General features: G+C 41.8%; 25 protein-coding genes. 3 read left to right on the forward strand and 22 right to left on the reverse strand.

Going from position 1 to position 26,474, the window contains the following annotated elements; all coding sequences use genetic code 11:
• Window positions 1–103 precede the first annotated feature (103 nt).
• The 3 genes from gndA to zwf all read right to left on the reverse strand — a co-directional run bounded on the left by gndA (window position 104) and on the right by zwf (window position 3,816).
• Window positions 104–1,522 (reverse strand): NADP-dependent phosphogluconate dehydrogenase, encoded by a 1,419-nt coding sequence (gene gndA, locus MHH25_RS18275; RefSeq protein ID WP_340017738.1) that lies wholly within the window; start codon window positions 1,520–1,522, stop codon window positions 104–106.
• 68 nt (window positions 1,523–1,590) lie between these two features.
• Window positions 1,591–2,256, reverse strand: a complete 666-nt coding sequence (gene fsa / locus MHH25_RS18280) for a fructose-6-phosphate aldolase (RefSeq protein ID WP_036613461.1) — start codon at window positions 2,254–2,256, stop codon at window positions 1,591–1,593.
• A 36-nt stretch (window positions 2,257–2,292) separates the two neighbouring features.
• On the reverse strand, window positions 2,293–3,816 hold the full coding sequence (gene zwf / locus MHH25_RS18285) for a glucose-6-phosphate dehydrogenase (protein ID WP_036613459.1): 1,524 nt from the start codon (window positions 3,814–3,816) through the stop codon (window positions 2,293–2,295).
• Between the two features lie 112 nt (window positions 3,817–3,928).
• Between zwf and MHH25_RS18290 the strand changes: the two genes are divergently transcribed.
• Window positions 3,929–4,813: a LysR family transcriptional regulator gene (locus MHH25_RS18290; protein WP_036613457.1), complete on the forward strand. Its 885-nt coding sequence runs from the start codon at window positions 3,929–3,931 to the stop codon at window positions 4,811–4,813.
• A gap of 98 nt (window positions 4,814–4,911) precedes the next feature.
• Here MHH25_RS18290 and MHH25_RS18295 read toward each other — a convergent pair whose 3' ends face one another.
• The 7 genes from MHH25_RS18295 to MHH25_RS18325 all read right to left on the reverse strand — a co-directional run bounded on the left by MHH25_RS18295 (window position 4,912) and on the right by MHH25_RS18325 (window position 13,050).
• Complete coding sequence (locus tag MHH25_RS18295; RefSeq protein WP_340017739.1) at window positions 4,912–6,927, reverse strand: chemotaxis protein CheA; 2,016 nt, start codon at window positions 6,925–6,927, stop codon at window positions 4,912–4,914.
• A 14-nt stretch (window positions 6,928–6,941) separates the two neighbouring features.
• Complete coding sequence (locus MHH25_RS18300; RefSeq protein ID WP_017687852.1) at window positions 6,942–7,367, reverse strand: chemotaxis protein CheW; 426 nt, start codon at window positions 7,365–7,367, stop codon at window positions 6,942–6,944.
• Between the two features lie 24 nt (window positions 7,368–7,391).
• Window positions 7,392–8,981 carry a methyl-accepting chemotaxis protein gene (locus tag MHH25_RS18305; protein WP_076250086.1) on the reverse strand — a complete coding sequence of 530 codons (1,590 nt, stop codon included), beginning with the start codon at window positions 8,979–8,981 and terminating at the stop codon, window positions 7,392–7,394.
• Window positions 8,982–9,529: 548 nt separating this feature from the next.
• On the reverse strand, window positions 9,530–10,210 hold the full coding sequence (locus tag MHH25_RS18310; protein ID WP_340017740.1) for a hypothetical protein: 681 nt from the start codon (window positions 10,208–10,210) through the stop codon (window positions 9,530–9,532).
• A 206-nt stretch (window positions 10,211–10,416) separates the two neighbouring features.
• Entirely contained in the window at window positions 10,417–11,013 is a 597-nt protein-coding gene (locus MHH25_RS18315) for a cupin domain-containing protein (protein ID WP_036613444.1), read from the reverse strand.
• Between the two features lie 138 nt (window positions 11,014–11,151).
• Window positions 11,152–12,108 carry an aldo/keto reductase gene (locus tag MHH25_RS18320; RefSeq protein WP_340017741.1) on the reverse strand — a complete coding sequence of 319 codons (957 nt, stop codon included), beginning with the start codon at window positions 12,106–12,108 and terminating at the stop codon, window positions 11,152–11,154.
• Window positions 12,109–12,243: 135 nt separating this feature from the next.
• Entirely contained in the window at window positions 12,244–13,050 is an 807-nt protein-coding gene (locus tag MHH25_RS18325) for a helix-turn-helix transcriptional regulator (protein ID WP_340017742.1), read from the reverse strand.
• Between the two features lie 162 nt (window positions 13,051–13,212).
• Here MHH25_RS18325 and MHH25_RS18330 point away from each other — a divergent pair, with 162 nt between their 5' ends.
• Complete coding sequence (locus tag MHH25_RS18330; RefSeq protein ID WP_100527314.1) at window positions 13,213–14,751, forward strand: hypothetical protein; 1,539 nt, start codon at window positions 13,213–13,215, stop codon at window positions 14,749–14,751.
• A 120-nt stretch (window positions 14,752–14,871) separates the two neighbouring features.
• Here the strand turns inward: MHH25_RS18330 and MHH25_RS18335 are convergent, their stop codons facing one another.
• Window positions 14,872–16,434: an FAD-dependent monooxygenase gene (locus MHH25_RS18335; RefSeq protein WP_340017743.1), complete on the reverse strand. Its 1,563-nt coding sequence runs from the start codon at window positions 16,432–16,434 to the stop codon at window positions 14,872–14,874.
• Window positions 16,435–16,560: 126 nt separating this feature from the next.
• On the opposite strand from MHH25_RS18335, the gene MHH25_RS18340 reads away from it, so the two are divergent.
• A complete protein-coding gene (locus tag MHH25_RS18340; RefSeq protein WP_340017744.1) occupies window positions 16,561–17,199 on the forward strand; it encodes a TetR/AcrR family transcriptional regulator in 639 nt (212 codons plus the stop codon).
• 184 nt (window positions 17,200–17,383) lie between these two features.
• Here the strand turns inward: MHH25_RS18340 and MHH25_RS18345 are convergent, their stop codons facing one another.
• The 11 genes from MHH25_RS18345 to MHH25_RS18395 all read right to left on the reverse strand — a co-directional run bounded on the left by MHH25_RS18345 (window position 17,384) and on the right by MHH25_RS18395 (window position 26,360).
• Entirely contained in the window at window positions 17,384–18,736 is a 1,353-nt protein-coding gene (locus MHH25_RS18345; RefSeq protein WP_340017745.1) for a glucoamylase family protein, read from the reverse strand.
• Window positions 18,737–19,027: 291 nt separating this feature from the next.
• Window positions 19,028–19,519, reverse strand: a complete 492-nt coding sequence (locus tag MHH25_RS18350; RefSeq protein WP_340017746.1) for a hypothetical protein — start codon at window positions 19,517–19,519, stop codon at window positions 19,028–19,030.
• 20 nt (window positions 19,520–19,539) lie between these two features.
• Window positions 19,540–19,911 carry a DUF3784 domain-containing protein gene (locus tag MHH25_RS18355; protein WP_074095557.1) on the reverse strand — a complete coding sequence of 124 codons (372 nt, stop codon included), beginning with the start codon at window positions 19,909–19,911 and terminating at the stop codon, window positions 19,540–19,542.
• Between the two features lie 87 nt (window positions 19,912–19,998).
• A complete protein-coding gene (locus MHH25_RS18360; RefSeq protein WP_340017747.1) occupies window positions 19,999–20,379 on the reverse strand; it encodes a hypothetical protein in 381 nt (126 codons plus the stop codon).
• A gap of 18 nt (window positions 20,380–20,397) precedes the next feature.
• Window positions 20,398–21,141 carry a hypothetical protein gene (locus MHH25_RS18365; RefSeq protein WP_340017748.1) on the reverse strand — a complete coding sequence of 248 codons (744 nt, stop codon included), beginning with the start codon at window positions 21,139–21,141 and terminating at the stop codon, window positions 20,398–20,400.
• Window positions 21,141–22,448: an SPFH domain-containing protein gene (locus tag MHH25_RS18370; RefSeq protein WP_340017749.1), complete on the reverse strand. Its 1,308-nt coding sequence runs from the start codon at window positions 22,446–22,448 to the stop codon at window positions 21,141–21,143. The genes MHH25_RS18365 and MHH25_RS18370 overlap by 1 nt, the downstream gene beginning before the upstream one ends.
• Before the next feature lie 274 nt (window positions 22,449–22,722).
• Entirely contained in the window at window positions 22,723–22,995 is a 273-nt protein-coding gene (locus tag MHH25_RS18375) for a hypothetical protein (RefSeq protein WP_340017750.1), read from the reverse strand.
• Window positions 22,996–23,065: 70 nt separating this feature from the next.
• The gene (locus MHH25_RS18380; protein WP_340017751.1) at window positions 23,066–24,145 is read right to left on the reverse strand and encodes an RES family NAD+ phosphorylase; all 1,080 of its coding nucleotides are present in this window, start codon (window positions 24,143–24,145) and stop codon (window positions 23,066–23,068) included.
• Complete coding sequence (locus tag MHH25_RS18385; protein WP_340017752.1) at window positions 24,142–25,083, reverse strand: sce7725 family protein; 942 nt, start codon at window positions 25,081–25,083, stop codon at window positions 24,142–24,144. The genes MHH25_RS18380 and MHH25_RS18385 overlap by 4 nt, the downstream gene beginning before the upstream one ends.
• A 5-nt stretch (window positions 25,084–25,088) precedes the next feature.
• Window positions 25,089–25,931 carry a sce7726 family protein gene (locus tag MHH25_RS18390; RefSeq protein WP_340017753.1) on the reverse strand — a complete coding sequence of 281 codons (843 nt, stop codon included), beginning with the start codon at window positions 25,929–25,931 and terminating at the stop codon, window positions 25,089–25,091.
• Window positions 25,932–26,090: 159 nt separating this feature from the next.
• Entirely contained in the window at window positions 26,091–26,360 is a 270-nt protein-coding gene (locus MHH25_RS18395) for a DUF6809 family protein (RefSeq protein ID WP_340017754.1), read from the reverse strand.
• Window positions 26,361–26,474: the final 114 nt, after the last annotated feature.

Below are 26,474 nucleotides of genomic sequence, written 5' to 3' on the forward strand. Positions count from 1 at the left end.
ATATTCAAATTCGAACCTTTAACGAGAAAAAGCATTCCCGCAGCAGCCCTGAATAATTAAATTCAAGGACCACTGCAGGAATGCTATATTTTCGGAATTAAAATTACTCGTTCGTGTCCATCCACTGGAAGTGGAATGAACCTTCTTTGTCCACACGTTGGAATGTGTGAGCACCGAAGTAGTCACGTTGAGCTTGCAGCAAGTTTGCTGGCAAACGCTCCGTACGGTAGCTATCGTAGTATGACAGAGCACTGGAGAAGCCAGGTACCGGCACACCTTGTTTTACAGCAGCCGCTACAACTTCACGCCATGCGCCTTGATAAGACTCAATGATGTTTTGGAAGTATGGATCAAGCAGCAGGTTTTTGAGTTCAGCATCTTTGTCATATGCTTCTTTAATGTTTTGCAAGAACTGCGAACGGATGATGCAACCACCACGGAAGATCATGGCAATGTTACCGTATTTCAGATCCCAGCCGTATTCATCGGAAGCTGCACGCATTTGTGCAAATCCTTGTGCATAGGATACGATTTTACTTGCAAACAATGCTTTACGCACGTTCTCGATGAATGCTTTTTTGTCGCCGGAGAACGCTTCAGTCGCTGGTCCATTCAGGATTTTGCTAGCTGCTACGCGCTCGTCCTTCATGGCAGACAGGAAACGGGAGAATACGGATTCCGTAATCATGGACAATGGAACGCCGAGATCCAGCGCACTTTGGCTTGTCCATTTACCTGTTCCTTTTTGTCCAGCCGCATCCAGAATAACGTCAACCATTGGTTTTCCTGTTTCTGGATCGTATTTGGAGAAGATATCTGCCGTGATTTCGATCAGGTAGCTGTCCAGCTCCCCTTGATTCCACTCGGTGAAGATCTCATGCAACTCTTCAACGGAAACGTTCAATACGGATTTGAGCAAGTGATAAGCTTCACCAATCAACTGCATATCTCCGTACTCGATACCGTTATGCACCATTTTCACATAGTGTCCGGCACCGTCTGGTCCGATATATGTGCTGCAAGCGTCATCGCCAACTTTGGCAGAGATCGCTGTAAGGATCGGTTCTACCAACTGATAAGCACTTTCCTGACCGCCTGGCATGATTGCCGGGCCTTTCAGTGCGCCTTCTTCACCACCGGATACACCTGCGCCGATGAAGCGGAAACCTTTTTCTTCCAGATCTTTGCTGCGACGTTGTGTGTCAGGGAAGTAAGCATTACCTCCATCGATAATAATGTCGCCTTGATCCAGATGAGGAAGCAGTTGCTCGATCGTTGCATCTGTTGCTTTACCTGCTTGCACCATGATCAGAATTTTACGCGGAGACTCCAGGGATTCCACGAATTCTTCAATAGTGAACGCACCTGTCAGGTTTTTACCTTCTGCTTCTTTCAGAAGATCGTTCGTTTTCTCTGGGGAACGGTTAAATACCGATACCGAGAAACCTTTGCTTTCAATATTCAAAGCCAGGTTTTTACCCATTACTGCCAATCCAATAACACCAATCTGTTGTTTACTCATTATGTCCTCCCAATGCTCCATGATTTATATAGTTTTATTGTAAGTTGAAACGAATATATGTTCAGTGATTATTGTACTGTTTTTTTCCAGTCCGCTGCAAATTTGTCCATACCTTGATCTGTCAGTGGGTGTTTGGAGATTTGTTCAATGACGGAGAATGGAACAGTAGCAATATGTGCTCCAGCCATCGCTACACGTGTAACGTGATCCGGATGTCTTACAGAAGCCGCAATAATCTGTGCATCCAGGTTATGTGTACGGAACAATTCAGCAATTTTGGTAACCAATTGTACGCCATCCTCGGAGATATCATCAAGACGTCCCAGGAATGGGGATACATATGTTGCACCAGCACGAGCAGCCAGAAGTGCCTGGTTCACAGTGAAGATCAACGTTACGTTGGTTTTCACACCTTTTTTGGTCAAGTAACGGCAAGCTTCAAGTCCTGCTAGTGTCATCGGCAATTTGATCGTGATGTTTTTGTCGCTGTTGTTAATTTTGATCAATTCGTCTGCTTGCGCGATCATTTCTTCAGCAGTAAGGGCATCTGGTGTCACTTCCGCAGAAACGGACTCCACTTCAGGTACCAAACGCAAGATTTCTTCAATACGATCTTCGAATTTCACGCCTTCTTTAGCTACCAAAGATGGGTTTGTTGTTACGCCAGACAATACGCCGATTTTGTATGCTTTTTGGATATCTTCCACGTTAGCTGTATCGATAAAAAATTTCATGATTAAATTACCTCCAGATATATTTTTTATTTTGGTTTAGAGATTTGCATTAACCGCCAAGGGTATGCTATTTGTAACTACAGACTCCTGATCCGCCGGCTCATCAAACCACCAGTGGTGACCTTCTTCTTCAAGCATAACATCTGATTCAACCGGTCCATAGCTACCCGCAGGATACAGGTGAAGTGGCAACAGATTTTCCTGGAATGCATCCAGAATTGGCTGCACCCATGCCCATGACAATTCTACTTCATCCCAGTGGGCAAAGAAGGTTGGATCACCCAGCAAAGCATCACGAATCAGATTCTCGTAAGCTTCCGCAAGGTCACCTTTGTCCGGAGAAAGATCAATATGAACCGGTTTGAATTCACCTTTATTCTCAGGATCACTTGCATTCAGTTGCAATGTCATGCTCTGATCCGGACTCATCTCAATGACAAGCAGGTTTGGCTTGGAACCCTTATTTTTCAGCACATTTGTCTGTCCTGAAGGTTCTTTGAATTCAATCACGATACGTGTTGATTTCTCCTTCATTCTTTTACCCGTGCGAATGTAAAACGGAACACCACGCCAGAAGAAATCATCAATTTGCAATTTGGCAGCAATGAATGTGTCATTCATCGTATTCTCGGCTACACCCGGTTCAGCAGTATACGCATTTACCGGTTTACCTTGAATGTTGCCTTCTGCATACTGTCCACGGATGATGTTTGCGCCCACAGTTTGTTTTTGTAACGGCTGGATCGATTCCATAATGTGTTTTTTCTTCAATCCAACTTTTTCGGAAGTACTGTTGTATGGAAGCTGGATCGCCATCATCATGAGCAATTGCAACATATGATTCTGGAACATGTCTCGCACTGCACCAACATGATCATAATAGGATGCACGTTCTTCGACACCTACAGTCTCATTCGCCGTAATTTGCACATTGGAGATGTAACGGTTGTTCCATAACGCCTTCATGATTGGGTTACTCTGATGCAACGTCTCCAGACGCTGTACCATCGGTTTGCCCAAATAGTGGTCAATCCGATAAATCTCTTCCTCCGTGAACGATTCGCTTAATTTGCGATTAAGGTCTCTGGCGGACTGTAGATCGTGACCAAATGGCTTCTCGATAACGAGGCGTTTCCATCCCTCTGTGGAACCCAGTCCACTTTCTTGAATGTTCTCGGCAATCGGTTCGAAAAATTCCGGACCAACCGAGAGATAAAACAAGCGATTGGACGGAATGCCAAGTTCAGCTTCTCTTTGTTCAACTAATCCCAACAGCTTTATATAATCTTCCTTATGGCTTATATTCAATACACTGTAGCGGAAAGCTTTCACAAATGACTTCACAACTTCAGGATCAGCTTGGCGTCTGGAAAATTCATTTAATGATTTTTCCACTTGTGCCTGAAAGAATTCATCAGACCAATCTCTACGCCCCAGACCAATCAATGAGAAGGTTTCAGGAAGCTTCTGCTCAAGATATAAGTTATATAAGGCAGGATATATTTTTCTTTTGGCTAAATCGCCAGTTGCACCAAATAAAACAATGGTAGTTGGTTCCATCTTACCGTTCTCCTTCCAAGTAACTCTGGTTTCTTTGTTGTAGTTACACTATAATACGTTTTATAGCCATACAAGTAATTAATATATTTCACAGGAGCTATAGACCACATCTATGACTACAAATTACGAACTATATAAAGTCTTTTATTGGGCCGCCAAAACGGGAAGTTTGACACAGGCTGCGAAAGCACTGTATATCACTCAACCCAGCGTCAGTCATGCCATTAAGCAATTGGAAGAGAGCTTTGGTCTTACCTTGTTTTATCGAAATTCCAAGGGTGTAGCGTTGACACAGGAAGGTGCCAGTCTATACTCCTATATTGAACAATCCCAGATTCTGATCTCCCTTGCGGAAGAAAAAATGGCCGCACTGAAGAATCTCGACAATGGTGAACTCCGGATTGGTGGCAGTGACTCCCTATTCAAGCATTACATGCTGGCGTATTTAGAGGAATTCCACACCTTGTACCCTAACATCAAGCTACATCTGAGTCATGGAACTACGCCGGAAGTCATCACCTTTCTGAAAGAAGGCAAGATCGATCTTGGTGTTGTTCGGATGCCCATTGTTGATCCACAGCTAGAAGTCAGGGAAAGTATTCAGTTGAAGGACTGTTTTGTAGCTGGGGAACGTTATGCTCAGTTGAAGGGTAAAATCATGACACTTGAGATGCTTCTGGAGCATCAACTGATCCTCTTCTCCCGGAACAGCCGTGTTCGGATGGCTATAACTGAGTTGTTTAACAGCTATAATTACACGTTGAAACCTGAGATTGAGGTTGGTAGTGTTGATCTGTTGATTGAGTTTGCGCGTCGAGGACTGGGTATTTCCTATGTCACACGTGAATTCATCTCCAAAGAGCTGGAGGAAGGCTCTCTCTTCGAAATTCAGCTTGATGTCCCGCTCCCCCCTTCCCATGTGGGGATTATGACCAAACGCAATATGCCGATCTCTCTGGCAGCCAACCGGTTTATGGATCTCATTTTCAAATCCTGAGTGGTCACAATGTCAAAAGGTTCAACAAATAGCCCCACCGTCCAGTTATGGATGATGAGGCTTTTTGGCCTGCATAAAAATTTGTGTTTATCTAACGATTAAACACTCACCAGATAGGACGCGTCCAATATAAGGGCAACCTTACCATTACCGAGGATCGTTGCTCCAGATAGATGGTTCATCGCTCCCAGATACGTACCGAGTGTCTTAATAACGACTTCCTGATTTCCTATAATCTCGTCTACTGCGTAAGCTGCAATTTTATCAACGGAACGCACGATCACCAGTGGAATGGTCTTGGATTTGCGGTCTGTTCGTAGATAGTTGAGCCTGTCGCACAGTCGGTGAAAAGGTACAATTCGTCCATGATTCAGGATCGCTTGTTGCCCCTGGATCATCTGAATATCTTCAGGTGAAATTCGAACAATCTCAGCAACATTATACATCGGCAAGATCAGCACACGACCCGATACTTTGACTAACAGACCTTTAATAATCGCCAGTGTGAGCGGTAGACGAATCGTAAACGTGGTACCCACACCAACCTCCGTATCAATATCAATGATGCCGTTGAGTCGCCCGATCTGACTACGCACGATGTCCATTCCAACACCGCGTCCTGATACTTCACTGACAGAAGAAGCCGTCGAGAAGCCAGGTTCAAATATGAGGTGGACAGCTTCCTGTGTTGTTAGGCGTGTAGCCTGTTCCTCACTAATGATGCCCTTGCCCAAGGCGGAAGCTTTAATCTTCTCACCATCGATACCTTTGCCATCATCCGAATAACGAATGACAACATGATTTTCTTCATGAAACGAAGTTAATGTAATACGTCCTTTGGACGGCTTACCGTTCTCCGCCCGAATCTCTGCACTTTCAATGCCATGATCTGCACTGTTGCGGATGAGATGGATCAGCGGGTCACTCAGTTCTTCAATAATCATCCGGTCAAGCTCAGTCTCTCCACCTTGAATAACCAGTTCCAGATCCTTACCCAGCTTCTGTGATAGGTCACGAACCAATCTCGGGAAGCGACTGAATAGTTGATCAATGGGTAACATCCGTGTCTTCATTACACCTTCTTGGAGTTCCTTGATTACCCTGCCCATATGATCGGATACACCACTAATACTCCGGATGAGTGTTGAAGACTCCTTTCGCGCACCCGATCCACTCAGATCTGCAAGGGATGTCTGATCAATTAACAGTTCACCGACCAAATTCATCAAATGGTCCAGACGTTCAACACTCACACGAACTGTAGGTTGAGCAGCTTTCACTTTCTCATCCGGCCCAGTTGTATTCACGGTAGGAAAGCTTTGTTTCGTTTGCTCTGTTTCAGAGATTAATTCAAGTGGTGCAGACGTCGCTGCAACCTCATTGGATTCCAGCAGATATGGATCAATCTCCAGCATATGAATATCCGAGTCTGAAGACAGCTCTGCCTTAAGCTGCTGTTGGTCATTCGACGTTGCTACGATGATGATGAACTGACCATAATGATCATCTTCATTCTGCGCGCCCGGTTGACTCTCCATGAGCGAAGTAGCGACAACCGTACCACAGATGTCCTCAATGCGTTGTCGTAAAATATGATATCTGGCCGCTTTCATCATGCACTTCTGCTCCAGCACAACATGAATGGACAATAACTGCTTCCCTGACACAATAGCTACCTGTGCCATAATCGATTCTGCTGGTTGCAATTGAGGTATTATAAGTTTTCCGACTACTGCCGGAGTCTGAATTAAATCCTTTATTTCTCTTACTACTGCTCGAAAATCTGCATAGGCTTCCCCACGAATGTACTGATCCCGAAGTACCTTCATGGCGTCCAAAGAGCGGAACAACGTATCAATTAGCTCCGAAGTCATCTCCGGTTTTTTCTCCCGGACCCATTCAAGAGCATACTCCACTTCATGCGTGAGGTCGCTTAATTCACGGAAATCCATTGTGGATGCCGATCCCTTGATAGTATGGGCTGCCCGAAACAGCGTCTGAACCAGTTCTACAGATGGCGAAAGCTCCAATGCCAATAAAGACTGATCCATACGTTCCAGTTGATCATTCAGTTCTTCGATAAAGATGTCACGGTAGGCAGACAAATCCATCATTCGTATATACCTCCCTAACCGCCCAATATTTCGTCCAGTTTCAAAATGCCCACAAGCTTGTCTTCCTGTTGACCCACACCATGGAATAAACCTTCACGGTTACGACCATATCCGCCGGTTGGCGGATGAATTTCGGAATATGTGGTTACCTTGTTCACCCGATCCACGATCAAGCCAATATATTCTTCCTGATGTCGAACTACGATAATACGCGTTGCTCTGGTGTCCGGTTCATCCGGCATACCCAGCAGGTTCCGCAGACTCATCACACATACAACCTTGCCACGCAGATTAACTACCCCTTTGATCTCTGGGCGGCTAAATGGAATATCTGTAATGCTAAGCATTTTAATAATTTCGTGAATTTCTTCGATTCGAATGGCGCAAGTCTCTGCACCTACAGACAGTTCAATATATTGTTCCTTCTGAAGTGAAGACATCGATTCACCCTCAATTCAATTTTATTAATTTGTTTTGAAGGCAGCTGCAGAATTCGCCAGTTCTTCCGCCAGACGTGCCAGAGATTGGCATGTTGCCGCTGTCTCTTCAGACGCTGCAGCGGATTCCTCACTGGAAGCCGAGATGGATTCAACAGAGCTCATCACCTCTGCGGCTTGGGCTGCTTCTTCTTCACATGCAGCAGCAATTTCGTTTACTTTCTGTGAAGAGTTATTGACCATATCAATGATCTGATCAAACGCCTGTCCAGTCATGGAAGACTGCTCAACACTGGCTACTACAGCCTGTACACTTTGTCTCGTATTTTCCTGCATTGCTTTGATGATGGCTGTAATTTCTTTGGTCGCCTCGCCACTTCGTTCGGCAAGCTTCCGGACTTCATCTGCTACTACGGCGAATCCTCGTCCTTGTTCTCCGGCACGTGCCGCTTCAATTGCAGCATTCAGCGCTAGCAGATTGGTCTGCTCAGCAATATCGTCAATCACTTCAATGATGTCACCGATTTTACGAGAATCATCTTCAAGCTTGGTCATTTTTGTATTAACAGCTTGCATACCTTCCAATGAAGTCTGTACAACAAGTCCACCTTCACGAGCAGTCTTCACCGTATCGTTGGACAGTTCAGCCGCTTCTTCCGCACTTGCAGCGACGGAGTTAATGGCAAGTGAAAGCTCCTTGAACAATTCGGAGATATTTCCCGCCTCACTGGATTGGCTTGTGCTGGTGCTCGCAATTTCCTGTGTGCTGGCTGAGATCTGTTCCGAAGAAGCAGCAACACTTTGGGAGTTCATCACGATATTGTTAATTAACTCTTTCAGATTATCGACCATCCGATTCAGTGCCGCGGCTAGTTGACCCACTTCATCTTTGCTGGATATGTCTGACTTAAGGGTGAGATTTCCGTTGGCAACTTCCGTAGCTAGACCCAGCATAGCCATGAGCGGCTTCGAAATGGAGCGAGAGATGATATATCCAATGAGAATACTGAAGAGTACGGACAGAACCACAAGAATTATCGTTACTTTAAATGCTTGTGAATAGGCAGCCTGAGATTGTATATTCGCCTGTTCAGCCATACTTTCATTAAGGTCGATCAAATTGGTAAGGAGTTCTACAATCCTGTCTCCTTGTGGTTTAAGCTCAGATTTAAGGAAGGTATTAAAGGCACTTTGATCATCTGCGACAGCCAGATTAGTTGCTCGTTCAAACATTGTTAAATATCCTGGATATTCCGCATCAAAATTACGGAGTAACTCTATTTCTTCAGGGGTTGTTGCAAGCGGACGATAGATGGTCAGGCGATCATTCACACTCTGACGGATCGAAGCGATGTTCTCCGTGATCCGAGTTTTTTCGGTTTCAACGGTTTCGAAGCTCAAATCACGCACGTTCACACGCATTCTTTGATAATCAATCTGAGCAGATGATAATTCTTTGACAGAGATTAGATTGTTGTTATACATCTCTTGCATTCGTTCATTCGTACTTCTCAATGTTACTACAGAGTAGACGCCAAGCGCCGCAAGGATTATCGACACAACTAAAAACGCTGAGATAATCTTTGTTGCTGTTTTCAAATTTCCAAACCACTTCATGTAATCTCCTCCTAGGCATCGTAGTGTCCAGTTATGTATATAACGCTTGGTAAACCCTTCTCTAGGTCGCGCTCCAGACAACTTACGATCTATTTCGACATAAATATATTAAAACTGAATAGGAGATTTTTATTTCTATAAATTTGCACTATTATGAATTTTTATTTCAGATATAAAGACTCTTCTTTTTAATATAATTTATACTTTTTACCTATTAAATTGTTATTTTTTCTTACATATATACGTATATTCAGCATTCTGCATTGACTTTCACATACATCTCTATACAAAATTTCATGTGACATGATCTTCTTTTATTTATACAAGAATTTATATAGTTCTTACGCCTAACAAATATCATTGTCCACACAAAAAATTATGTATTTTTGCTGTACACACTCAACATTTCAAGACCTTAGTCTAATAAATGATTACTTATACTGAGTCCATTTTCCCATAAAAAAAACCAAACCCGAATCAACAAAGTTTGGTTTTGAAGCGAAAAAATACACTTTAAATTAACATTAAACCCGTTTAAAACTAATTACTTATGTGTTATATAGCTGCTCCAGTTCCATTAAGCGGTCCTTAATCCTGTGCGGAATAATTCCAAACAGATTATCCCACGTCATGAACATCTCCGGTTTTAGTAAATATTCTTCGAACTCCATGGTAGGTACAAACGCTTTGGTCTGTAGATAACGCTCCACCTGAGCATCGATCTGTTCATTTGTTTCAAAATAATCTTGAAACAACTCATTCACAAGTAGCCCATCACATCCAGCTTCGGCACCTGCTGCACTATACAGATTTGGCAATAACTCAAATACAACCGGAAGTGGTGAGAAAGCATGTTTGCCAGGCTGTGAGTACAGACATACATGATGTCCAACCACATTGACCCGTTCCTTCAATAATCCGCGCAGCACCTTCCCATGAAAACTGGCTTCACAGTCTACTACGTCTCCGTCATGACCCACATAAACCCATACATGCTCCATTTCATACAGATGTCCAATCTCATAATCCCACCAGATTGCATATTCAATTACATATTGTACTACCTCGGTCGGAAACTTAATGTCCCTTCTGAACGATGGTGAAGGCCCAGATTGATGCAACACAGAAATGCCAACAAAATCAGGATAAAAGGGTTCGGCTCTGTCAAACATCAAAATAGGTGCATAACTCATTGCAGTTTCAAGCGTTTTCATTTCTGACATGTTCATTCGTGAGTCCTCCGTTTTGGTTGGATGTTCATACTATACTAACAGAGAACGTAACCCACTGACTCAGGCATTTTGAATTTTTTCTAATAGAATACCAGCCCCTCTATGGACTTCATACGATTATTACATCGACACATCAAAAAGCCTGCAACTGATATTCTCCAGTTACAGGCTGTGTACTTTGATCATGAATACGGAATATTGAATTAAGATTTCAGCTTATTGGATGGTGACACGGACGTCTTGGAAGGTGAGGTCGATTGATCAGAAACCTGTGTATCACACCCTATTGGAGGGCCCAGAATCGCATCATTTTTAATGGAAGCAACAGCTCTCGCATATGCCTCTTCATCCAAACAGTACGCGCGGTGAGCCACCTCCGGCGGTGTAGCTGCCAAGAAATCCGCTCCAAATACAATATCGGGCGTTGGTTGATCAAAGATTGTTAAGACATATACATCATCTGTCTCAGCGACAAACCAGTGAAACCAGCCTTTCGGAAATACCACAACCTGACCTGGTTTCAGACGATATGTCAATCGTTCACGCGTAAACGGATTGAAGACTGACGCTGTAATTTCACCGGTGATGACCACAACCATCTCCGTGACATTGGTGTGCCAGTGCGGCTGCACAATGATTCCTTTGCTTAAGTATACGTTGAAGAACCCATTCGCAATGGTCGGCAGCTGTTCTCCAAACAACTGGGTTACATAGTTGCGTGAATCCCTCTGATAATTGACAACCGCATTGGAATCGGCTGCCAGCGGAACATTCGGGGCTTGTAAAATCGGATTCATCATACGATCATTTCTCCTCCTTGGGCATACATCTCATTGTTGTACTGTATGCCGGAGAATAGAAAGATAATACCGTTGACACATGTTATATATTGTTTTTAATCCTGAACTTTAGGTTTCTTAGAATCTTGTATAAACAAACTAGACTTGACCAGGGAATCTGCCTCCGGCTGCAATGCCTTGGGGTGATATGTGATCTATCTGGTTCATCTCATCATCCGTAAGCGACACCTGCAGCGCTCCTAAGTTCTCGTGAACTCTTTCCAGATTGCGAGTCCCCGGGATCGGAACGATATGTTCTCCCTTTCCAAGCAACCAAGCCAGAGCAAGTTGAGAGACCGTACATTCTTTTTGCTTAGCCATCTCTTGGATCAATCCAACAACCTCCAGATTTTTCTGAAAGTTCTCACCTTGGAAACGCGGATAGTGACGACGATAATCATCTTCCGGCAGATCGTCTATAGAACGGATCTGACCTGTCAGGAAGCCCCGCCCCAAAGGGCTGTATGGAACCAAGCCAATGTTCAATTCATGCAGGACAGGCATAATCTCATCCTCAAGCTCTCGACTCCATAATGAATATTCGGTCTGCAACGCTGTAATCAGATGAACAGCATGTGCACGCCGAATGATCTCTACTGGCGCTTCGGACAAACCAATATATCGAATCTTCCCCTGTTGAACCAGATCGGCAAGTGTGCCTACCGTCTCTTCAATGGGTGTATTCGGATCAGGACGATGTTGATAATACAGATCGATATAGTCCATTCCCAGGTTGTAGAGACTCGCATCTACTGATTTTTTGATGTAGGCTGGATCTCCCTTTGGGCCCTGCGTGTGTGTTATACCAAATTTGGTGGCAACGATTGCCTTGGATCTTCGACCTTGAAGCGCGCGTCCAAGCAATTTTTCATTCCCTCCAAATCGCTGTTTTTCATACTCTCCGTACAGATCCGCCGTATCAAACATGGTAACTCCTGCATCCAGCGCACCCTGAATGGTATGTACCGATTCGTCATTATCCGGCATCATCATCACACCCAGGCCGAGCGCAGATATTCGTAATTTATCATTTCCCAGTGTTCTTGTTTTGAGCATGAGGCTCCCTCTTTTCATCTTGAAATAGAAACGTTAACTAGATACGTATGAACTTGAGTTCATTCTATTTCACTTCCGAGACCCCAACCACACTCTGTTTATGCTAGTAAAGAAATTACCAGTTTGATTAACTTTCTATATGGCAGCAGGAACGTAAATACAACAATGAATGCCTGATTGGCTGTTCAGATTATTCATGGAAAAGATATCATATGCATGCACAACGCCATCTTCCCGATCCGTCGTTTCAAGCAGGACACGATTGACTTGTTTTAATTCAACCTGGTGCAGGTTCCAAATCGTTCGGAAATCTACACTTTCTTCACTCAATTGTTTCACGATTCTGCTAAATTCGGGGTCACTCGGATACTTGTCATAATACGTACGGAATACGGCTACCGAGTGCCGCGCGAATTCCTCCCAGTTGTGCATACGCTCCCTGAGCGCTGTATCCAGAAATAAAATCCGCATCATTAAACGATCATTCACATTCATCGACGAGAAGTTGAAAAGATTCGTATCTGCAGCTTCATTCCAGGCAAGTACCTCAGAGCGTTCATTGGTAATAAAGGAAGGATGAGTCAGCTGGCCAATAATGCTCTGCCACCCTGGCTCCAGTTGCGAATACGAAGCAAGGAATTCATGTTCCGTATTAGGGTCCCATAAGTCAAACAGATGACTCTTCTCTTCAAGGTTTAAACGGAGCGCATTCGCTATACTCTGCATCACTTCTCGTGAAGCCGCCAACTCTCTACCCTGTTCGAGCCACGTGTAATACGTTGCACTGACACCAGCCAATACCGCCACTTCTTCCCGCCGTAGACCGGGTGTTCTTCGCTGTCCATAAGATCCTGCCAATCCAACTTGTTCCGGTTGAATGCGGCTTCTCCGTGATTTCAAAAACTCACCCAGTTTTTTGTTACGGCTCATACTTGTATCCATAGACATCGTTCCTTTTTATAAAAGTATTCAAGCCTATTCGACCCTATCCCAAAATGGTAGTCTCTGAATGACTTTGATATAATTCATCTATTATTAGTTCTGCAGAATACGTGGTTTACAAGTAGCTTAGCATCGATTGGTGCAGAACGAAAGGAGCATAACATGATCCCCAATGTTGGAGATGTATACTGCGTGTATGTCGAAAAATTACAACAATATACAGCCTGTCAGGTAACTGGACTGAAAGAAACGGAGGGTAAAACTTCTGACACGATTGCCTCTGTCCTTCAGTTGGATTGGACTGGTGATCAACTGCCTAATGAAATGCATCTTCATCAGATGAAACCGCTGATCTGTAATTTCTATTTCTGGAATGACCGACTTGCCCATAGTTTCGTGAGTGCTAATGTTCCTTCACAGTATGTGCTTGCAGGCAACATCCCTCCTCTCTACACCGAGGAAACAAATACGTATGGCGGAGGCTGGCCGATCGGAGAAAGTCTCTATCTCCAGCGTGAATGGGAAGGTATCGATTCGATCCGAAGAGCGCAGTTCAAACAAGCTGCGGATGATGACGAAGAAGTGATGATTGGCGATCGTGTAATGCGGCGCAGTACGAGTACACTCCGCGATTTCAGCCCTACATCTTCTGAAGATGTAGCCGAACTCGCAAAGCTACCTTGTCTGACACATATTGAAATGGATGGATATACGGAATCAATCTTTCCATTTATAGAGGACAACCCGTTCATTAATGAACTTCATATCATACATCATGGTCAAACGATGCTCAATATCAGCAAGAGCCACCTGACCAGACTTATTGTGGATGTCAGTGGGTTGAAGGAGTTGATTTTGAACACAAAGATGAAAAGTCTGAATTTCACAGGAGAGTTGTCTCCTGATCTGCGTATCGCGGCTTATGAAGACGGTAAATGCATCACTCTCAATGTTCCATCGGGCATGCCACAGGTTACGGGTATCTCACGACTTGAAGGTCTGTATATCAGAGATATCACGGAACTCCATCTGGAGCCACTTGTGCAGTATTATCCTGAGCTTTCAGAGTTACGATTGTGGGGTAAACCCGGCAATGTATCCCATATAGAATCGATTCAGCATTTGGCAAATTTGCAGACCTTCACTACATATGACCTGTTCGGCTTCAATGGTGAAGAATTCCCTGATCCAGAGCAACTTCCAAAATTGGCTACGCTGTGGCTAACCAGCCTGCCTGCCGATGCAGCCAGATCGATCAAAACAAGATATAAAAAATCCGTTGCTGCCGGACTTGATATGGAAATCACCAAAGCACGCAAACCGGAATGGCTTGAAGAGAACCTGAACAATCCATTTCGGGATTGGGATGGACGGGACCACATCAAGGCAGCACACGCCAAAAAAGCAGCTCAATTGTACAAGCAGTGCTTGAAGGAAATCCGGCAATTAAGTCAAGATTTGAACAATCAGGAAGCTATACACAAACAGCTCGTCTCCATGGTTGAGAACTACACACAGGCCTTCAACAAGATGGATGCCAAGACCGGCTTTATTGAAACTGTTGAGCGGGAAGAGATTTATGTTGTTCTAACGGAGTTGCTGGAGCAATTACAGCAGCATTTGGAACTGCGTCAAGATGATTTGGTTAAGGTCAATCACGAGGATTTATATGAGGTATTTGATCGTTTGAGGGATTTTTAGTTTACTCAAAAAGGGTCCTGTTATGAAAATGGCAGGACCCTCTTTTGCATGAATAGAATTTCTTGCACTCTATTTTCAATAAGACGACGTGACTTGGGTAGAGCCTTGGGTCGCTCGATCCTATGATAAGCCACACAAATTCAAGTAATTCAGGATCGATGCGGTATCATCAATGGAGGTGCGCAAGGCGATGTAACCGTCAGGACGAATCAATACAAGTTCTTTACTTGCGACATCGTAAACTCGATAGGCATTCCCTGCAGTGTCTATTATGCCTTCCGCCCCCTCCACCTTCGATGGCAGAATATAATGCAAATGGAGTGCATCGTTCGTGAAGTTCTTCAGAGAAGGATCAATGTAGTTTGCAAAAGCCAAAAGCGTCCAGTGTGAGCCGCGCAAGAGGTCAAAGACACTTCCCGCAAACCTGGCGCCTTGTAGTCCCGTAGCATTAGGAGCACGATCCCCAGGAAGTAAAAGGGTAGCATTTGTTCGAGCAGACGGACGGGTAAGCGAACTTGAACGATAGGAAATGAGAAGCCCGCTCGTCAGATCGTCGGATATGGTGCTCAAGGATTGGGACAACCCTCCGCCTTCTGTCGCCGTTCCTATGACGCCTCCCATCTTCTTTGTGCTGTCTTTGAGCACGGCTTGAGCCACTGGGCGGCGCTCTTCATCGTACGTGTCAAGTAAGGCGGTGTCCGCTCCGCGTATGACAGCCGCCAGCTTCCAGCCAAGGTTGTATGCGTCCTGTATTCCCGTATTCATGCCTTGACCACCGGCCGGCGAATGAACATGAGCCGCATCACCGGCAAGGAAAACCCGGTTGTTTCGGTAACATTCAACCATACGAACGTTGACCCGGTAGATGGACAACCAAGAAGCATCCGTAAGCCGAACACGTCCGGACCCGGCACGACGGTCAAACATGGCTTGATACACCTCTAGCGACGGCTGCTCTGGTTCATCGATGGCTGCCGGAATTGTAGCCTGCAGTTGCCAAATATCGGATTTTGGCAGCGGCGTCACCCCGATCATCCCCTCCGAAGAAGTCCAGATATGGATATGGTCACGATCTAACCCTTCCAATCGTACATCGCCAAGATACCATCGCTCATGATCATGTGTTTCCCCAACCAACGGTAAGTGTATAAATTTGCGTATATTGCTTTTGCCCCCGTCAGCGCCGACTACATAACGAGCACGAATTTGCTCTTCTCCTTGTGGTGTATTCACCGTTACCGATACACCATCCACATCCTGAACAAGCCCTACAGCTTCCATGCCCAACTCAACTTGACCGCCAAATACTGCATATCGGTCGCGCAACGCTTTTTCCACATCAAATTGAGCAATCCAGACCGGATCACGATAGGGTGTCTCAAGTTCGTCGCTCGCTGCAACGGTAATAGTCGGCTTGTCCACACTTCTGCCATCTGCGGTATAATAACGAACAGGCAAGTCCACAACACCTGTATCAACAATGTAGTGAACGGCTTCCAAATCATCGATGACTTCAAGCGAGCGAGGCTGGATTCCTTTGGCGCGAGATGCAACGTTATACACGGTGCTTCGTTCAATAATACGATGGTTGACGTTTCGACGGGCAAGGTCGCAGGCAAGTGTAAGCCCTGTGGGTCCGGCCCCGACGATGAGAACATCAACAACAGACGGTATGGTATTCATGGACAAAAACCTCCTTGAGCATTGATTTGATACGCTACATTTGTTACACTACACCGTACAGTGTAGTTTGTAAAGCAGGACTCTAATCAATTTCTTAAATATACATATAAGGGGGAAAACGTAAGAATGGATCATACAGAAAACAGGAAAATCCGCAAAGGCTCTTCAGACAAACGAGCTAAAATTATTGCAGCGGCACGAGAGCTGTTTCTTTCAGACGGGTTTGATCGTTCCAGCGTCGATGCGGTCGCAACTAAAGCCGGAGTTTCCAAACGGACAGTTTATGATTATTATGGCGACAAACAGAACCTACTACTTGCCGTTGTGGAAGAATCCAGTTCGGCGGTTCTGGTCATGATTGAGCAAGGGATTTCAGACCACCTCTTGAAATTCGAAGATCTTGAGCAGGCGCTCATTTTATTTTGTGAGCAAATCGTAGCTTCTGCAAACGGTTCGGCAGATTACAAGGCTTTGATCCGTCTGGTTATGGTGGAAGCTGCCAACCTGCCAGACTCGTTTTTTGAAAGGCTGGATAACGCAACTGAAGAGGGGATTATCAGGAGGTTTACAGAGTTTGGACAAAACGGACTGCTCCATGTGATTGATCCTAAAATGGCTGCAAAGCACTTCGCTGCATTAACGTTTTTATTGGTATTCAATCAACCGGGAAAAATCGGGACATTAGATGAGGAACAAACTAAACATATCATCACTGAAGGCGTACGCGTCTTTCTTTGCGCTTATGCCCCACAACGCAAGTCTTAAAATCGCCATTGTAAATGCCTTTTCTTTTTCCGGATAAATTCCATAATCTAATCGATCTGCGACTTCATTATCAATATTAAACGCAAAAACGGAACGAAGCATGCTGATACCCTGCTTCGTTCCGCCCATCTTTTTATCTTCGTCCCGTTTTGTTAGTGATCTTGCTCTAATCTAAAGCAGCCCTTCATTGAATGGAAAACACTTCTTTTTTCAATAATTCTTCTGGCGTCTGCCCTATCACATCACTGTGAAAATAATCGCGGATAACGCCATCTTGAAGATAGTTGGCGATCGACACCATAATCATCCCTTGATCCAGTGCCAGATAAGCTTTTGCAAGTTCTCCCGTTTCAACATTGACTGAGTCATAGAACCCATATTTGCCAAACATTTTGAAGTTCTTTAAAGCTTTAATGTTCTTTCGAACTGCTTCAGGGGCATAATCCAGAGCAAGGAATGTTGCGTGTGCTGTTACCGTTGCTCCATCTTTGTAACCTGAGGTACCTAACGGCGTTGCTGCAAACTCAGTGTAACCTGTCGGAGTGGCAGAAGGTGAGAAGCCCCATGCGGCATACCCTTTTTCTTTGGCATATTCGATTTGCAATTCGACATGACGCTGGTTGTTCAATCCCAAAGCTTGAGTACCCAGGTCTTTTTCCTTTATGACTATACCGGGCATAAGAGCTTCAAACATACTGCCTCCCCAGCTTGGCACGAACTTTTTATCCTTGTATACATAACTTCCTTCAAACACATCCACTCCATCGTACTTAACGGATTTGCCTTGAGGAATCTGAGCTTGCCAATCCCATTCTTGAGGTAATGTGCGATACATCTTCCACCAATGATCTTGAGGAACGTCACCTTTCCCAATAGCAATATAGCTGCCTACACGTGGTTCCGTATAAAACATCCCATAATGGTGGTCCGTCAGCGCGCCTTTAGCCACATCATAACCGCCGCGGAATTGGCCGACTTCAGGATCATATAGCGGAGTATAATTCATATTTGTAACCAACTTGCTTGTTTCCCCATGAAGTTCTTCATAGGCTTGCCCAACAACAATTAAACCAGCGGATAACCAGCCATTATCGACTTGGGAAATAAATTGGCCCCAATCTTTCTTCACCGAACCGTCATCCGTGTTATACCAGTTATAAAATAGGCCGTTCCACTTTTCTAACTTTTCGAGGGAATTTATAGTTGTTTGCAGGCGATGTACAGCTTCTTTCTTTGAAATAATGCCCAATTGTTGCGCTGAAACGGTACTCATCATATACATTGCGATGTTTGTGGGCGAGGTACGTTTAGCTTCTTCTATCCCGTTTTCAGTGTGCCGTACTTCATCGTAAGTCAAGCCAGTATTCTGATCCGTATAGTCCTCAAAAAACGTATAGGTTTTATATGCAATCGCTTTCAATTCTGTTCGAAATCCAATTAAATTGCTTGAGTCACCTGCTGAAGCCATAGGAGTTAAAGCTAGATTAGCTAACAGACAAAAAGTTAAAATGAAGCTGAATTGTTTTACTTTTTTCATGATTTTCTCCCTTCAAATGGATTCGAAACGTTTCGTGTATATGTTATCATAATTTTCCCATTTTCGTAAACAAGAAAATAGAACGCTTACAAATACTGAATATAATGTGGCTTAATTATAAATGTGAAATTCGAAACGTTTCATTAAAGGGACTACATTAAGGCAACTCACGTGGAATTATATGACGACTTGATCGTTTGAGGGTCTTTTAGAGATTCTAAATTGAGGAGATTAAAAGCCTGACTCCATAGGAATCAGGCTTAACCCTTCACGTATCCATTCTGAACCGTTCTAATTTGCTACAACTGTTGTTCCGCAATACTCGCAGTCCGTTGATTGCTTAGGAAGTACTTTTGCCTTCGCCCCACATCCCGGGCAACTCACTGAAACAGGCCTTTGTGGCTCTTCAACTTTTTCTTCGGCTTTCTCTTCAGCGTTTTCCTTGTCTGAAAAATTGATCTCTGTATAGTTAATAGTATTATGACTACTGTAACTCACGGTGTTGCTATTGTAGCTTGAATAAGTACGTGGATTCGCATTTTCGCGATCAAGATGACCTCCATAGTCTCCTCCATAAAACTTTCGTTCCGGGACACGTTTTTTCTTAACACGTTTTTTCCTAAGCAATTTAATACCAAAAAACAAAAATAAAAATTCAACGATAATAATTTCAACTACAAGAACTATATTCAATTGATCTACGATATTCTCTTCCATAAGTAATCGTATGGGTATAGCAATGGCATAAAACATGAAAAAGAGTCCAAATAACTTCCTTAACAACACGATTCCTCCTATGCAGTTTACGAGATCCTCATCGTTGTCCCGCAATACTCACAATCCGCAGACAAAGTAGGATATACCTTTACCTTGGCTCCACACCCTGAACAATTCACGGCTACAGATTCTTGAGGTGTCTCGTCATATTTCTCATGATGCTGATCTTCCTGATCTTGCTTATCATTAGAATCATAATGCTGGTATGGATTAGTGTTAGAATGAGATTTAGGTCTACCACACATTTTAATGCCTGTAACAAGTACGATAACCCCAGGGATAAAAAGAATAATTGTACTGATAATGGCCGTTTCTGTTCCTTCGGATATTAATATTAAAGATAACAGGATCGTCACAGACGAAAGGATAATGAATAAAATGCCAAAAAATTTCTTCACCGCGTTTCCTCCTTAAAACATCACACTCTACCTAGCAGTGTATATTACAAGTATCCGTAAAAGAAGTCATTTAGTCCGCTACACGGTTTACGAAATCCTCATTGTCGTTCCGCAATACTCACAATCCGCAGACGAAGTAGGATATACCTTTACTCTAGCTCCACACCCTGAACATATTAAGGATAAAGGTTCTTGAGATTCCTCGACTTCTTCATACTCCTCGTGATAGTTACCTCCGTCATATTGCACATTACTACTAGAATCGTCATCATAATGTTGATCGGCTTTAAGTTGAAATTTAGGTCGACCACACATTTTAATTCCTATAACAAGCAGAACAATTCCACTTACAAAAAGTACAAATGCATTGATAATTGCCACATCAGTTCCCTCGGATAGTTCGAATAAAGAGAACAGAGTTGTTATACATGAAATTATAATGAATATAATCCCAATTTTCTTTTTCAAAGTTTCTCCTCCTGCAATTTATGATTTGCTTGTCATGATCTGTTGATTGCGCTCTTTCAAACGGAACTTTAACTGGGATAGTTGCGAAGCAAAACGTTCACTATTTACCAATTCCCCTGCTTCGTACTGATTTGCAAGCTCACTGTTCATCAATTCAATGTCCAGCAAGATCTGGCGGTCATTTTTCTCAAGTGAATCCGGAGTGATTGGGTCACTATACTTTACAAGTTCAATTAATGACTGAACGGTTTTACGCTCCTCTTCCACAGTTAGGACGGGTTGTTGCACCATGGTATGAAGCAATTGCTGTAAAGCTTTTTCGATTAATTGTAAGTTTACGATTTTTGTATGTTCATCTGCTTCATGACGGCGCGCACTCTGAATATAGATCATAATGATTCCGCACAAAATAATTGCGATCGCAATCGTTACCGTGTGTAACAATACGAACCAACGAAGCGCATGATCTGCTGAACCTGTTAACAACGTGTAGATCATCACACAAATCAGATAAATAACCAATACTACTCCTAACGCTGTGTAACCTGGAACAAACCGTTTAAACCGATCCATATTTTGCATGATGAACCGTGCGTAGATCCAAATAGCCGTAATCGCTACATAAGAAGCAACGAGATTCATCCAAAAAGAAAACGATAGAAGCGCATGATTAAACAGCGTAAAAGAAACGATTGATGATACTAACATGCATATTAAATAGACGACATCCAAAATCAAGAGATTGCTCCGTTTTACCATCACTATGCCTGTCCTCCTTCTTGCAGATTGTTTCCGCAATCGAGACAGAACTTCTGGCCGGGTTTTACTTCATGTTGGCACCGACTACATTTCAAGCTTAAACTTGTGCCACAGTTGCCACAGAATTTTGTATGACCGGAATTCATATGGTTACAATTTGGGCATGGGCTAGGCATCGGTTGATGACATTGGATACATTCCAATGCGTTCTCCGCATTATCCGCCCCACATGAAGGACATGCATGGTATTTGTCACCACAGTTAGGACAGAATTTGGTTCCCTTTGGCATGGCATGTCCACAATTGTTGCAATCTGTTGTTGCTACCGATTTTTCGGCTAATGAATTGCCACATTTGCTGCAAAAAGAGCTGTTCTCCTGATTCGGATGATGGCACTGCTTACATATACTTACTGCAGGCGTTTCCTTCGTAGACATCACTTTAGACATCTGGGACATCTCGCCACTGAAAGAACCACCCAGACCAACCCCCATGCCCATACCAAGCCCTGCGCCCATGATGTCTGACTGCATGCTTCCTTCATTCTTCGCTGCACCTTCAAGCGTATCAAACGAACGTTCTTGCTGATATGTGTAGCCAATGATATCCATCTCAGCTTTGCGTGCCAACGCTTCTCTTAATCGAATGACGGAAGGGTCTTCTTCGGGCAGATTGACATTGTGAATATACAGGTTGATTAACTCAATACCAAATTCTTCAAAAGTAGAAGCTACCGTATCTGCAAAATGTCGTGATATCTCGGCGATATATGCATTGATCTCCAAAACACTTACTTTTCTATGTATTAGATATGATGACAACATGGAGTTAATATTCATGATAATCAACCCACGGAAGTAATTAATCATATTAGCTTGGTTAAACTCAGGCAGTGTTCCCACAAGCTTGACCAAAAATTTTCGTGAATCCGAAATTTTAATTCCCATTTGTCCAAATGTTCTTACGGGAACAATAATATTATACTTGGGATCCTGGATCTGAATCGGATTCGCCGTTCCCCACTTAACATCCAATGCGCTTACTTGATTGACATACCATACTTCTGCTGCAAAAGGTGACTTCCCTCCGAAGGGAAGGTTAACGAGACGGTTCAAGATTGGGATATTTGCAGTACTCAGCGTATGCCTTCCGGGTCCAAACATATCAAGTGCTCTTCCATCCTTGAAAAGAATTGCTTGTTGAGATTGATTCACAATTAACTGAGTCCATGTTCCCAGTTCAGTCTCGGGATGTTTCCAAGCAAATACATCAGGTGAGCCATCATACTTAATTACGTCAATAATCGCCATGTTTAATTCCTCAATTCAGTATTAGATTACTATAATTTACTATAAAGTTTTTTTGCTAAAACACTCATTCTACACTATTTCCTATATTTAATTATCTTTCATCTACTTGTTCATGTTTAGGCATTGATATTTTACCATTTCTAACCTTAATACGCACTAACATAGTTCATTTTTCATATGATATTTTTCCTATATTGGCATGTTCATAATGGTAAAAACCTCTTCCATATGTTAAATAGGAAAGAGGTTAATAAAAAGTTTGTATACAATCCATCTATTTCAAAAAATGCTCTACAGCTGAAACAGGATCTGCCAAGAACTCTTCAAATACTGCCTTCAGGATAGACGGATTATTTTTGGCATTCAGATTAACTCCATGCTCCACCAACAACTTAACCACTTCTGGTTGATTGCAGATTAAGGCAAGATCGAGTGGCGTCAATGCTATGTATTTACTGAGCGTAATCTCTTCTTCCAGATCCATTTCTTTTACTGCACCGGCTATCTCCCTCATATATTGCCCTAGAATAATCAGGAAACGTTTCAAACTATCCTTCATTTCCGATATTGAACAAGACAGTTCCCCCTACATGCAAAATAACAATATGATTTTATTATTATCTTACTTGAGGCACATGACTGTAATTTACTTCTTTAATTTTGACTACTGAAACCTCTGTGCATTCTAACAATTCTTGATTAAATATTGCCATATTTCTCCCTCCTTCGTGCAACGTACTTGTATATTCAATCCCTTGAAAACCTCTGCTTTTAATAAAATCACTTATATACTGTGTAGGAAGATAATCCAATGCACTATCCTGTCTTCTAAGAGGTTTAGCTATTTCTCTACCTATCTTTTCTAAATGCTTTCTGTTAACCGCATGCTGAGAAAAATCAATAATATCAATTGTTTTAAAGGGACTTATTTGATGTAAATTCATCAAATCAACTATAGTAATATCCTCCAATAACTTAAACTTTCCTATAGTAACGTAATCATGTGCTCCCGCCCTGATTTCTCGTATAGTTGTTTCTCTATCATCAGATACGTATAAACAACTAATACCTGATGCATTGACCCTCCCGTCTGAAGCAAGATGCATAGGAGGAGCGCCCATTTTATCTAAAGTTAATCCATCTGAGTTAGAAATTCTTGCTCTGAAAAAAGTTTCATTTTTCGAATATGATTTTTGAGAAAATTTTAGAAAAAGTTCAAAAACATCCAGATTAAAGTAGTCAGTGTGAAATCTATTATGATGTTTTATTCCTTTCACAAAATCCTCCCACGTATTATTTTTTAATATTGAGTTTTTTATGTAGTCGTCCTTGTGCAGTGAAATAATTCCAACAGGTTCATCAAAGAGATCTGGATCTTCTAGATATTTCTGAAAACATATATTTTTCATTAATGGGCCTATCTTTTCTTTATCAATATTGAAAATATTCCATCTTTCATACAAATCATTGCGCAGAAAATCACGCTCTTCTTTAGGAAAACCTTCTGGAAGCAGGCTCGTAGACCTATAAACTTCAAGAAGCCCTTCAAATAATTGAATTAAATCCTTATTGGGCTCTGTAGTGTCATAGACAAAAGTGTTTCTTTTATCACAAACTTCGCAATCACCTGTATTATGCAATGACTTAATGACATCTTTTATCTCAGGGTCTTTGAAACAAAATGAACAACAAATCATTGTTTCACCTCATCCAAATAACGACTAATTAATTCAAAATGATGCATTACAGAAAGTTTTTTCACTGTTCCTAATCCCGGATAAGTCCCGTTATCATAATGATATCGAAATTGGTTAAGTCCGTAAGTATTAATGGAGGAAAGTTCATTACACTCTACTAATTTTTTTAGCGCTTCTCCAAATTTTCCAGCTGGGTCTCTGGTATCTTTGTTAGAGTCTGATACAAAATGCTTGATTCTTAAATTCTTGTTGACGTCAAAATAAACAATATGAATTGCTACAGCATAAGGAGCAAATCCAGCTTCGCTATACTCTGCTCCAATAATTGAATAATCAGCAAATCCCTCATAACCTTCATCCATAAAGTACAAATGATCATCTGAATAAAATTCGTCTTCTATTTTAGTATAATCCGTGTTTCTTGATTGCTTGATAAACTTATCTCTAAACAGTATCCTATTTTTTTTAACCGTTCTTCTATAAATACTTTCATCAGGGACAAGATTATACTTAGGATGAACTACTGAAAAATCTAAGGAATAGTCATTTAAATATTCTCTTGAATCATGAATAAGAATAATTTCATCGTTATTAAGATTTTCTAATGATAACTGCTGATTTAATTCTGATTTGAAATTTTCGTTTGTTACATAACAATTAACAAGATATGGACTACGCATAATTTCTTTGTATGCTTCAGAAAATCTATTCTCATTTCCCTCATCGAAATTATCCAAAAAATTTCCAACTTTTGGATTTTGTACAATCCCTAGTAGTCGATTTTCTCTAGTGTAATGCTCCATCGTTTTTATCAATGTTGGAGAGAGTTTCAAAGGTTCTATAATAGGAAAGATATTCTCTCCAATTAATTTGTTCTCCAACAACTCTCTTAATGCTATTAATTCAAATTGCTTGGCTCTTAGGTATGGAAAATACATATTTTTTACCCCCTATATTCACTATCTAAAAATGCACTAAGTTCAACATAATCTTTCTTTTTGTAATCTGAGAAATAAACTAGACTTTTAAGAGGTAATGGGACACTCTTAAACCACTCCACCTCCTTAACATTCCGTAACTTTAGCTCTTCTAATACGAATTTATAAGCAAGATGGATATCAATGCTCATAAATAGATTATAGCAGTTTTTGTAATGATCAAATTGGTTAGATTGGGGAATTCCACCAAATACTTTTTTTATAATTCTTTCATATTCGCTTTTCCTTAATAACTTAAAAATAGCCTGATGACTAAGCATTGTGTTGTTTTCAATAGGTTTTTTTCGAATACTAAGAGTATCTTTTTTTGTTAAAACATAAATTCCTACGGGAGTATCATTCAATAAATTATTTAGTTTATTATAGTTTGATTCACACGTTACAACACATACATGATTAAATGCACTATAGTAATCATTAATCTGACTTTTCAATCTATCAAAAGAATCCAGTTCTGTTTTTATTTCATAAACTACTGCTTTACCATTTATCAGAATAAAATCCGCTTTAGATTTCTCAATAGGAATTTCGCTTAATGCTACAGTAGTTTTCAAACTATGTTTACCAAGTAATAACTTATTAAGAAGTGTGTTTTTATAATAATATTCATTACGATATCTCGTTTTCAAAAAATTATAAAGCTCTTCAACAACAAAAATGTTATTAATACTTCCAATATTATTTAAGTACTTATTCATACAAGCAGAGTAGTTCTCATTTTCTCTTCCATTTAACAAATCCTTAAAAGTCCTCTGTGTAAAAACTTTACCTAAAATTGTGTTATTCAATTAAATTCACCTTACCTTTGAAATCAATATAACTCATTACAAAATCAATTCGTATAACCTTTTGTTTCTCAAGCATAATGCATAGAATTTATCGTTTCCACTACTTAGCTAAAAAATATCTCAATACTTACACAAATTATCTATTTTTTGTTGAACGTATCAACTTGTGAAACGACTCTCGATCATAATCAACGTCCCAATTTTGAAACCACTCGCAAAAGCCTCTTTTGAATGCATAGAGTGAACTTGATCCGTCATATCTAATAGTTCCTCCAACTGTTTAAAGTCATCCTCCGAAAGCTTTTTCTGAAATTTCTCGATATTAGTTGTAATCTCCTTATTAATAGATCGATACTCCGAATCTTTAGGAACAATATTCTCCTCTGGTCTCAGATTACCATAATAGATTTCTTCTAATATGCTTTTCATTTCAATCCCTCCCTAATAATCTTTTCACAGTAAAAACTCATTAATTAGCTCGGTTTAATTTTATGCGAAAATTGCATAAAAATCAATATGCAGTTTCCGCATAGAGTAAGCTGA

This window comes from Paenibacillus sp. FSL H3-0457, assembly GCF_037981725.1.
Classification (GTDB): domain Bacteria; phylum Bacillota; class Bacilli; order Paenibacillales; family Paenibacillaceae; genus Paenibacillus; species Paenibacillus amylolyticus.

Bases quoted from the DNA above. Each gene is read 5' to 3' on its own strand.
- MHH25_RS18300 (WP_017687852.1), bottom strand. From the start codon at position 7,367: ATGTCTTCACTTCAGAAGGAACAATATATTGAACTGTCTGTAGGTGCA.
- MHH25_RS18340 (WP_340017744.1), top strand. From the start codon at position 16,561: ATGGATCATACAGAAAACAGGAAAATCCGCAAAGGCTCTTCAGACAAA.
- MHH25_RS18330 (WP_100527314.1), top strand. From the start codon at position 13,213: ATGATCCCCAATGTTGGAGATGTATACTGCGTGTATGTCGAAAAATTA.
- fsa (WP_036613461.1), bottom strand. From the start codon at position 2,256: ATGAAATTTTTTATCGATACAGCTAACGTGGAAGATATCCAAAAAGCA.
- gndA (WP_340017738.1), bottom strand. From the start codon at position 1,522: ATGAGTAAACAACAGATTGGTGTTATTGGATTGGCAGTAATGGGTAAA.
- MHH25_RS18320 (WP_340017741.1), bottom strand. From the start codon at position 12,108: ATGCTCAAAACAAGAACACTGGGAAATGATAAATTACGAATATCTGCG.
- MHH25_RS18370 (WP_340017749.1), bottom strand. From the start codon at position 22,448: ATGGCGATTATTGACGTAATTAAGTATGATGGCTCACCTGATGTATTT.
- MHH25_RS18310 (WP_340017740.1), bottom strand. From the start codon at position 10,210: ATGAACATGTCAGAAATGAAAACGCTTGAAACTGCAATGAGTTATGCA.
- MHH25_RS18305 (WP_076250086.1), bottom strand. From the start codon at position 8,981: ATGAAGTGGTTTGGAAATTTGAAAACAGCAACAAAGATTATCTCAGCG.
- MHH25_RS18295 (WP_340017739.1), bottom strand. From the start codon at position 6,927: ATGATGGATTTGTCTGCCTACCGTGACATCTTTATCGAAGAACTGAAT.
- MHH25_RS18345 (WP_340017745.1), bottom strand. From the start codon at position 18,736: ATGAAAAAAGTAAAACAATTCAGCTTCATTTTAACTTTTTGTCTGTTA.
- MHH25_RS18385 (WP_340017752.1), bottom strand. From the start codon at position 25,083: ATGTATTTTCCATACCTAAGAGCCAAGCAATTTGAATTAATAGCATTA.
- zwf (WP_036613459.1), bottom strand. From the start codon at position 3,816: ATGGAACCAACTACCATTGTTTTATTTGGTGCAACTGGCGATTTAGCC.
- MHH25_RS18315 (WP_036613444.1), bottom strand. From the start codon at position 11,013: ATGATGAATCCGATTTTACAAGCCCCGAATGTTCCGCTGGCAGCCGAT.
- MHH25_RS18290 (WP_036613457.1), top strand. From the start codon at position 3,929: ATGACTACAAATTACGAACTATATAAAGTCTTTTATTGGGCCGCCAAA.
- MHH25_RS18335 (WP_340017743.1), bottom strand. From the start codon at position 16,434: ATGAATACCATACCGTCTGTTGTTGATGTTCTCATCGTCGGGGCCGGA.
- MHH25_RS18380 (WP_340017751.1), bottom strand. From the start codon at position 24,145: ATGATTTGTTGTTCATTTTGTTTCAAAGACCCTGAGATAAAAGATGTC.
- MHH25_RS18395 (WP_340017754.1), bottom strand. From the start codon at position 26,360: ATGAAAAGCATATTAGAAGAAATCTATTATGGTAATCTGAGACCAGAG.
- MHH25_RS18325 (WP_340017742.1), bottom strand. From the start codon at position 13,050: ATGGATACAAGTATGAGCCGTAACAAAAAACTGGGTGAGTTTTTGAAA.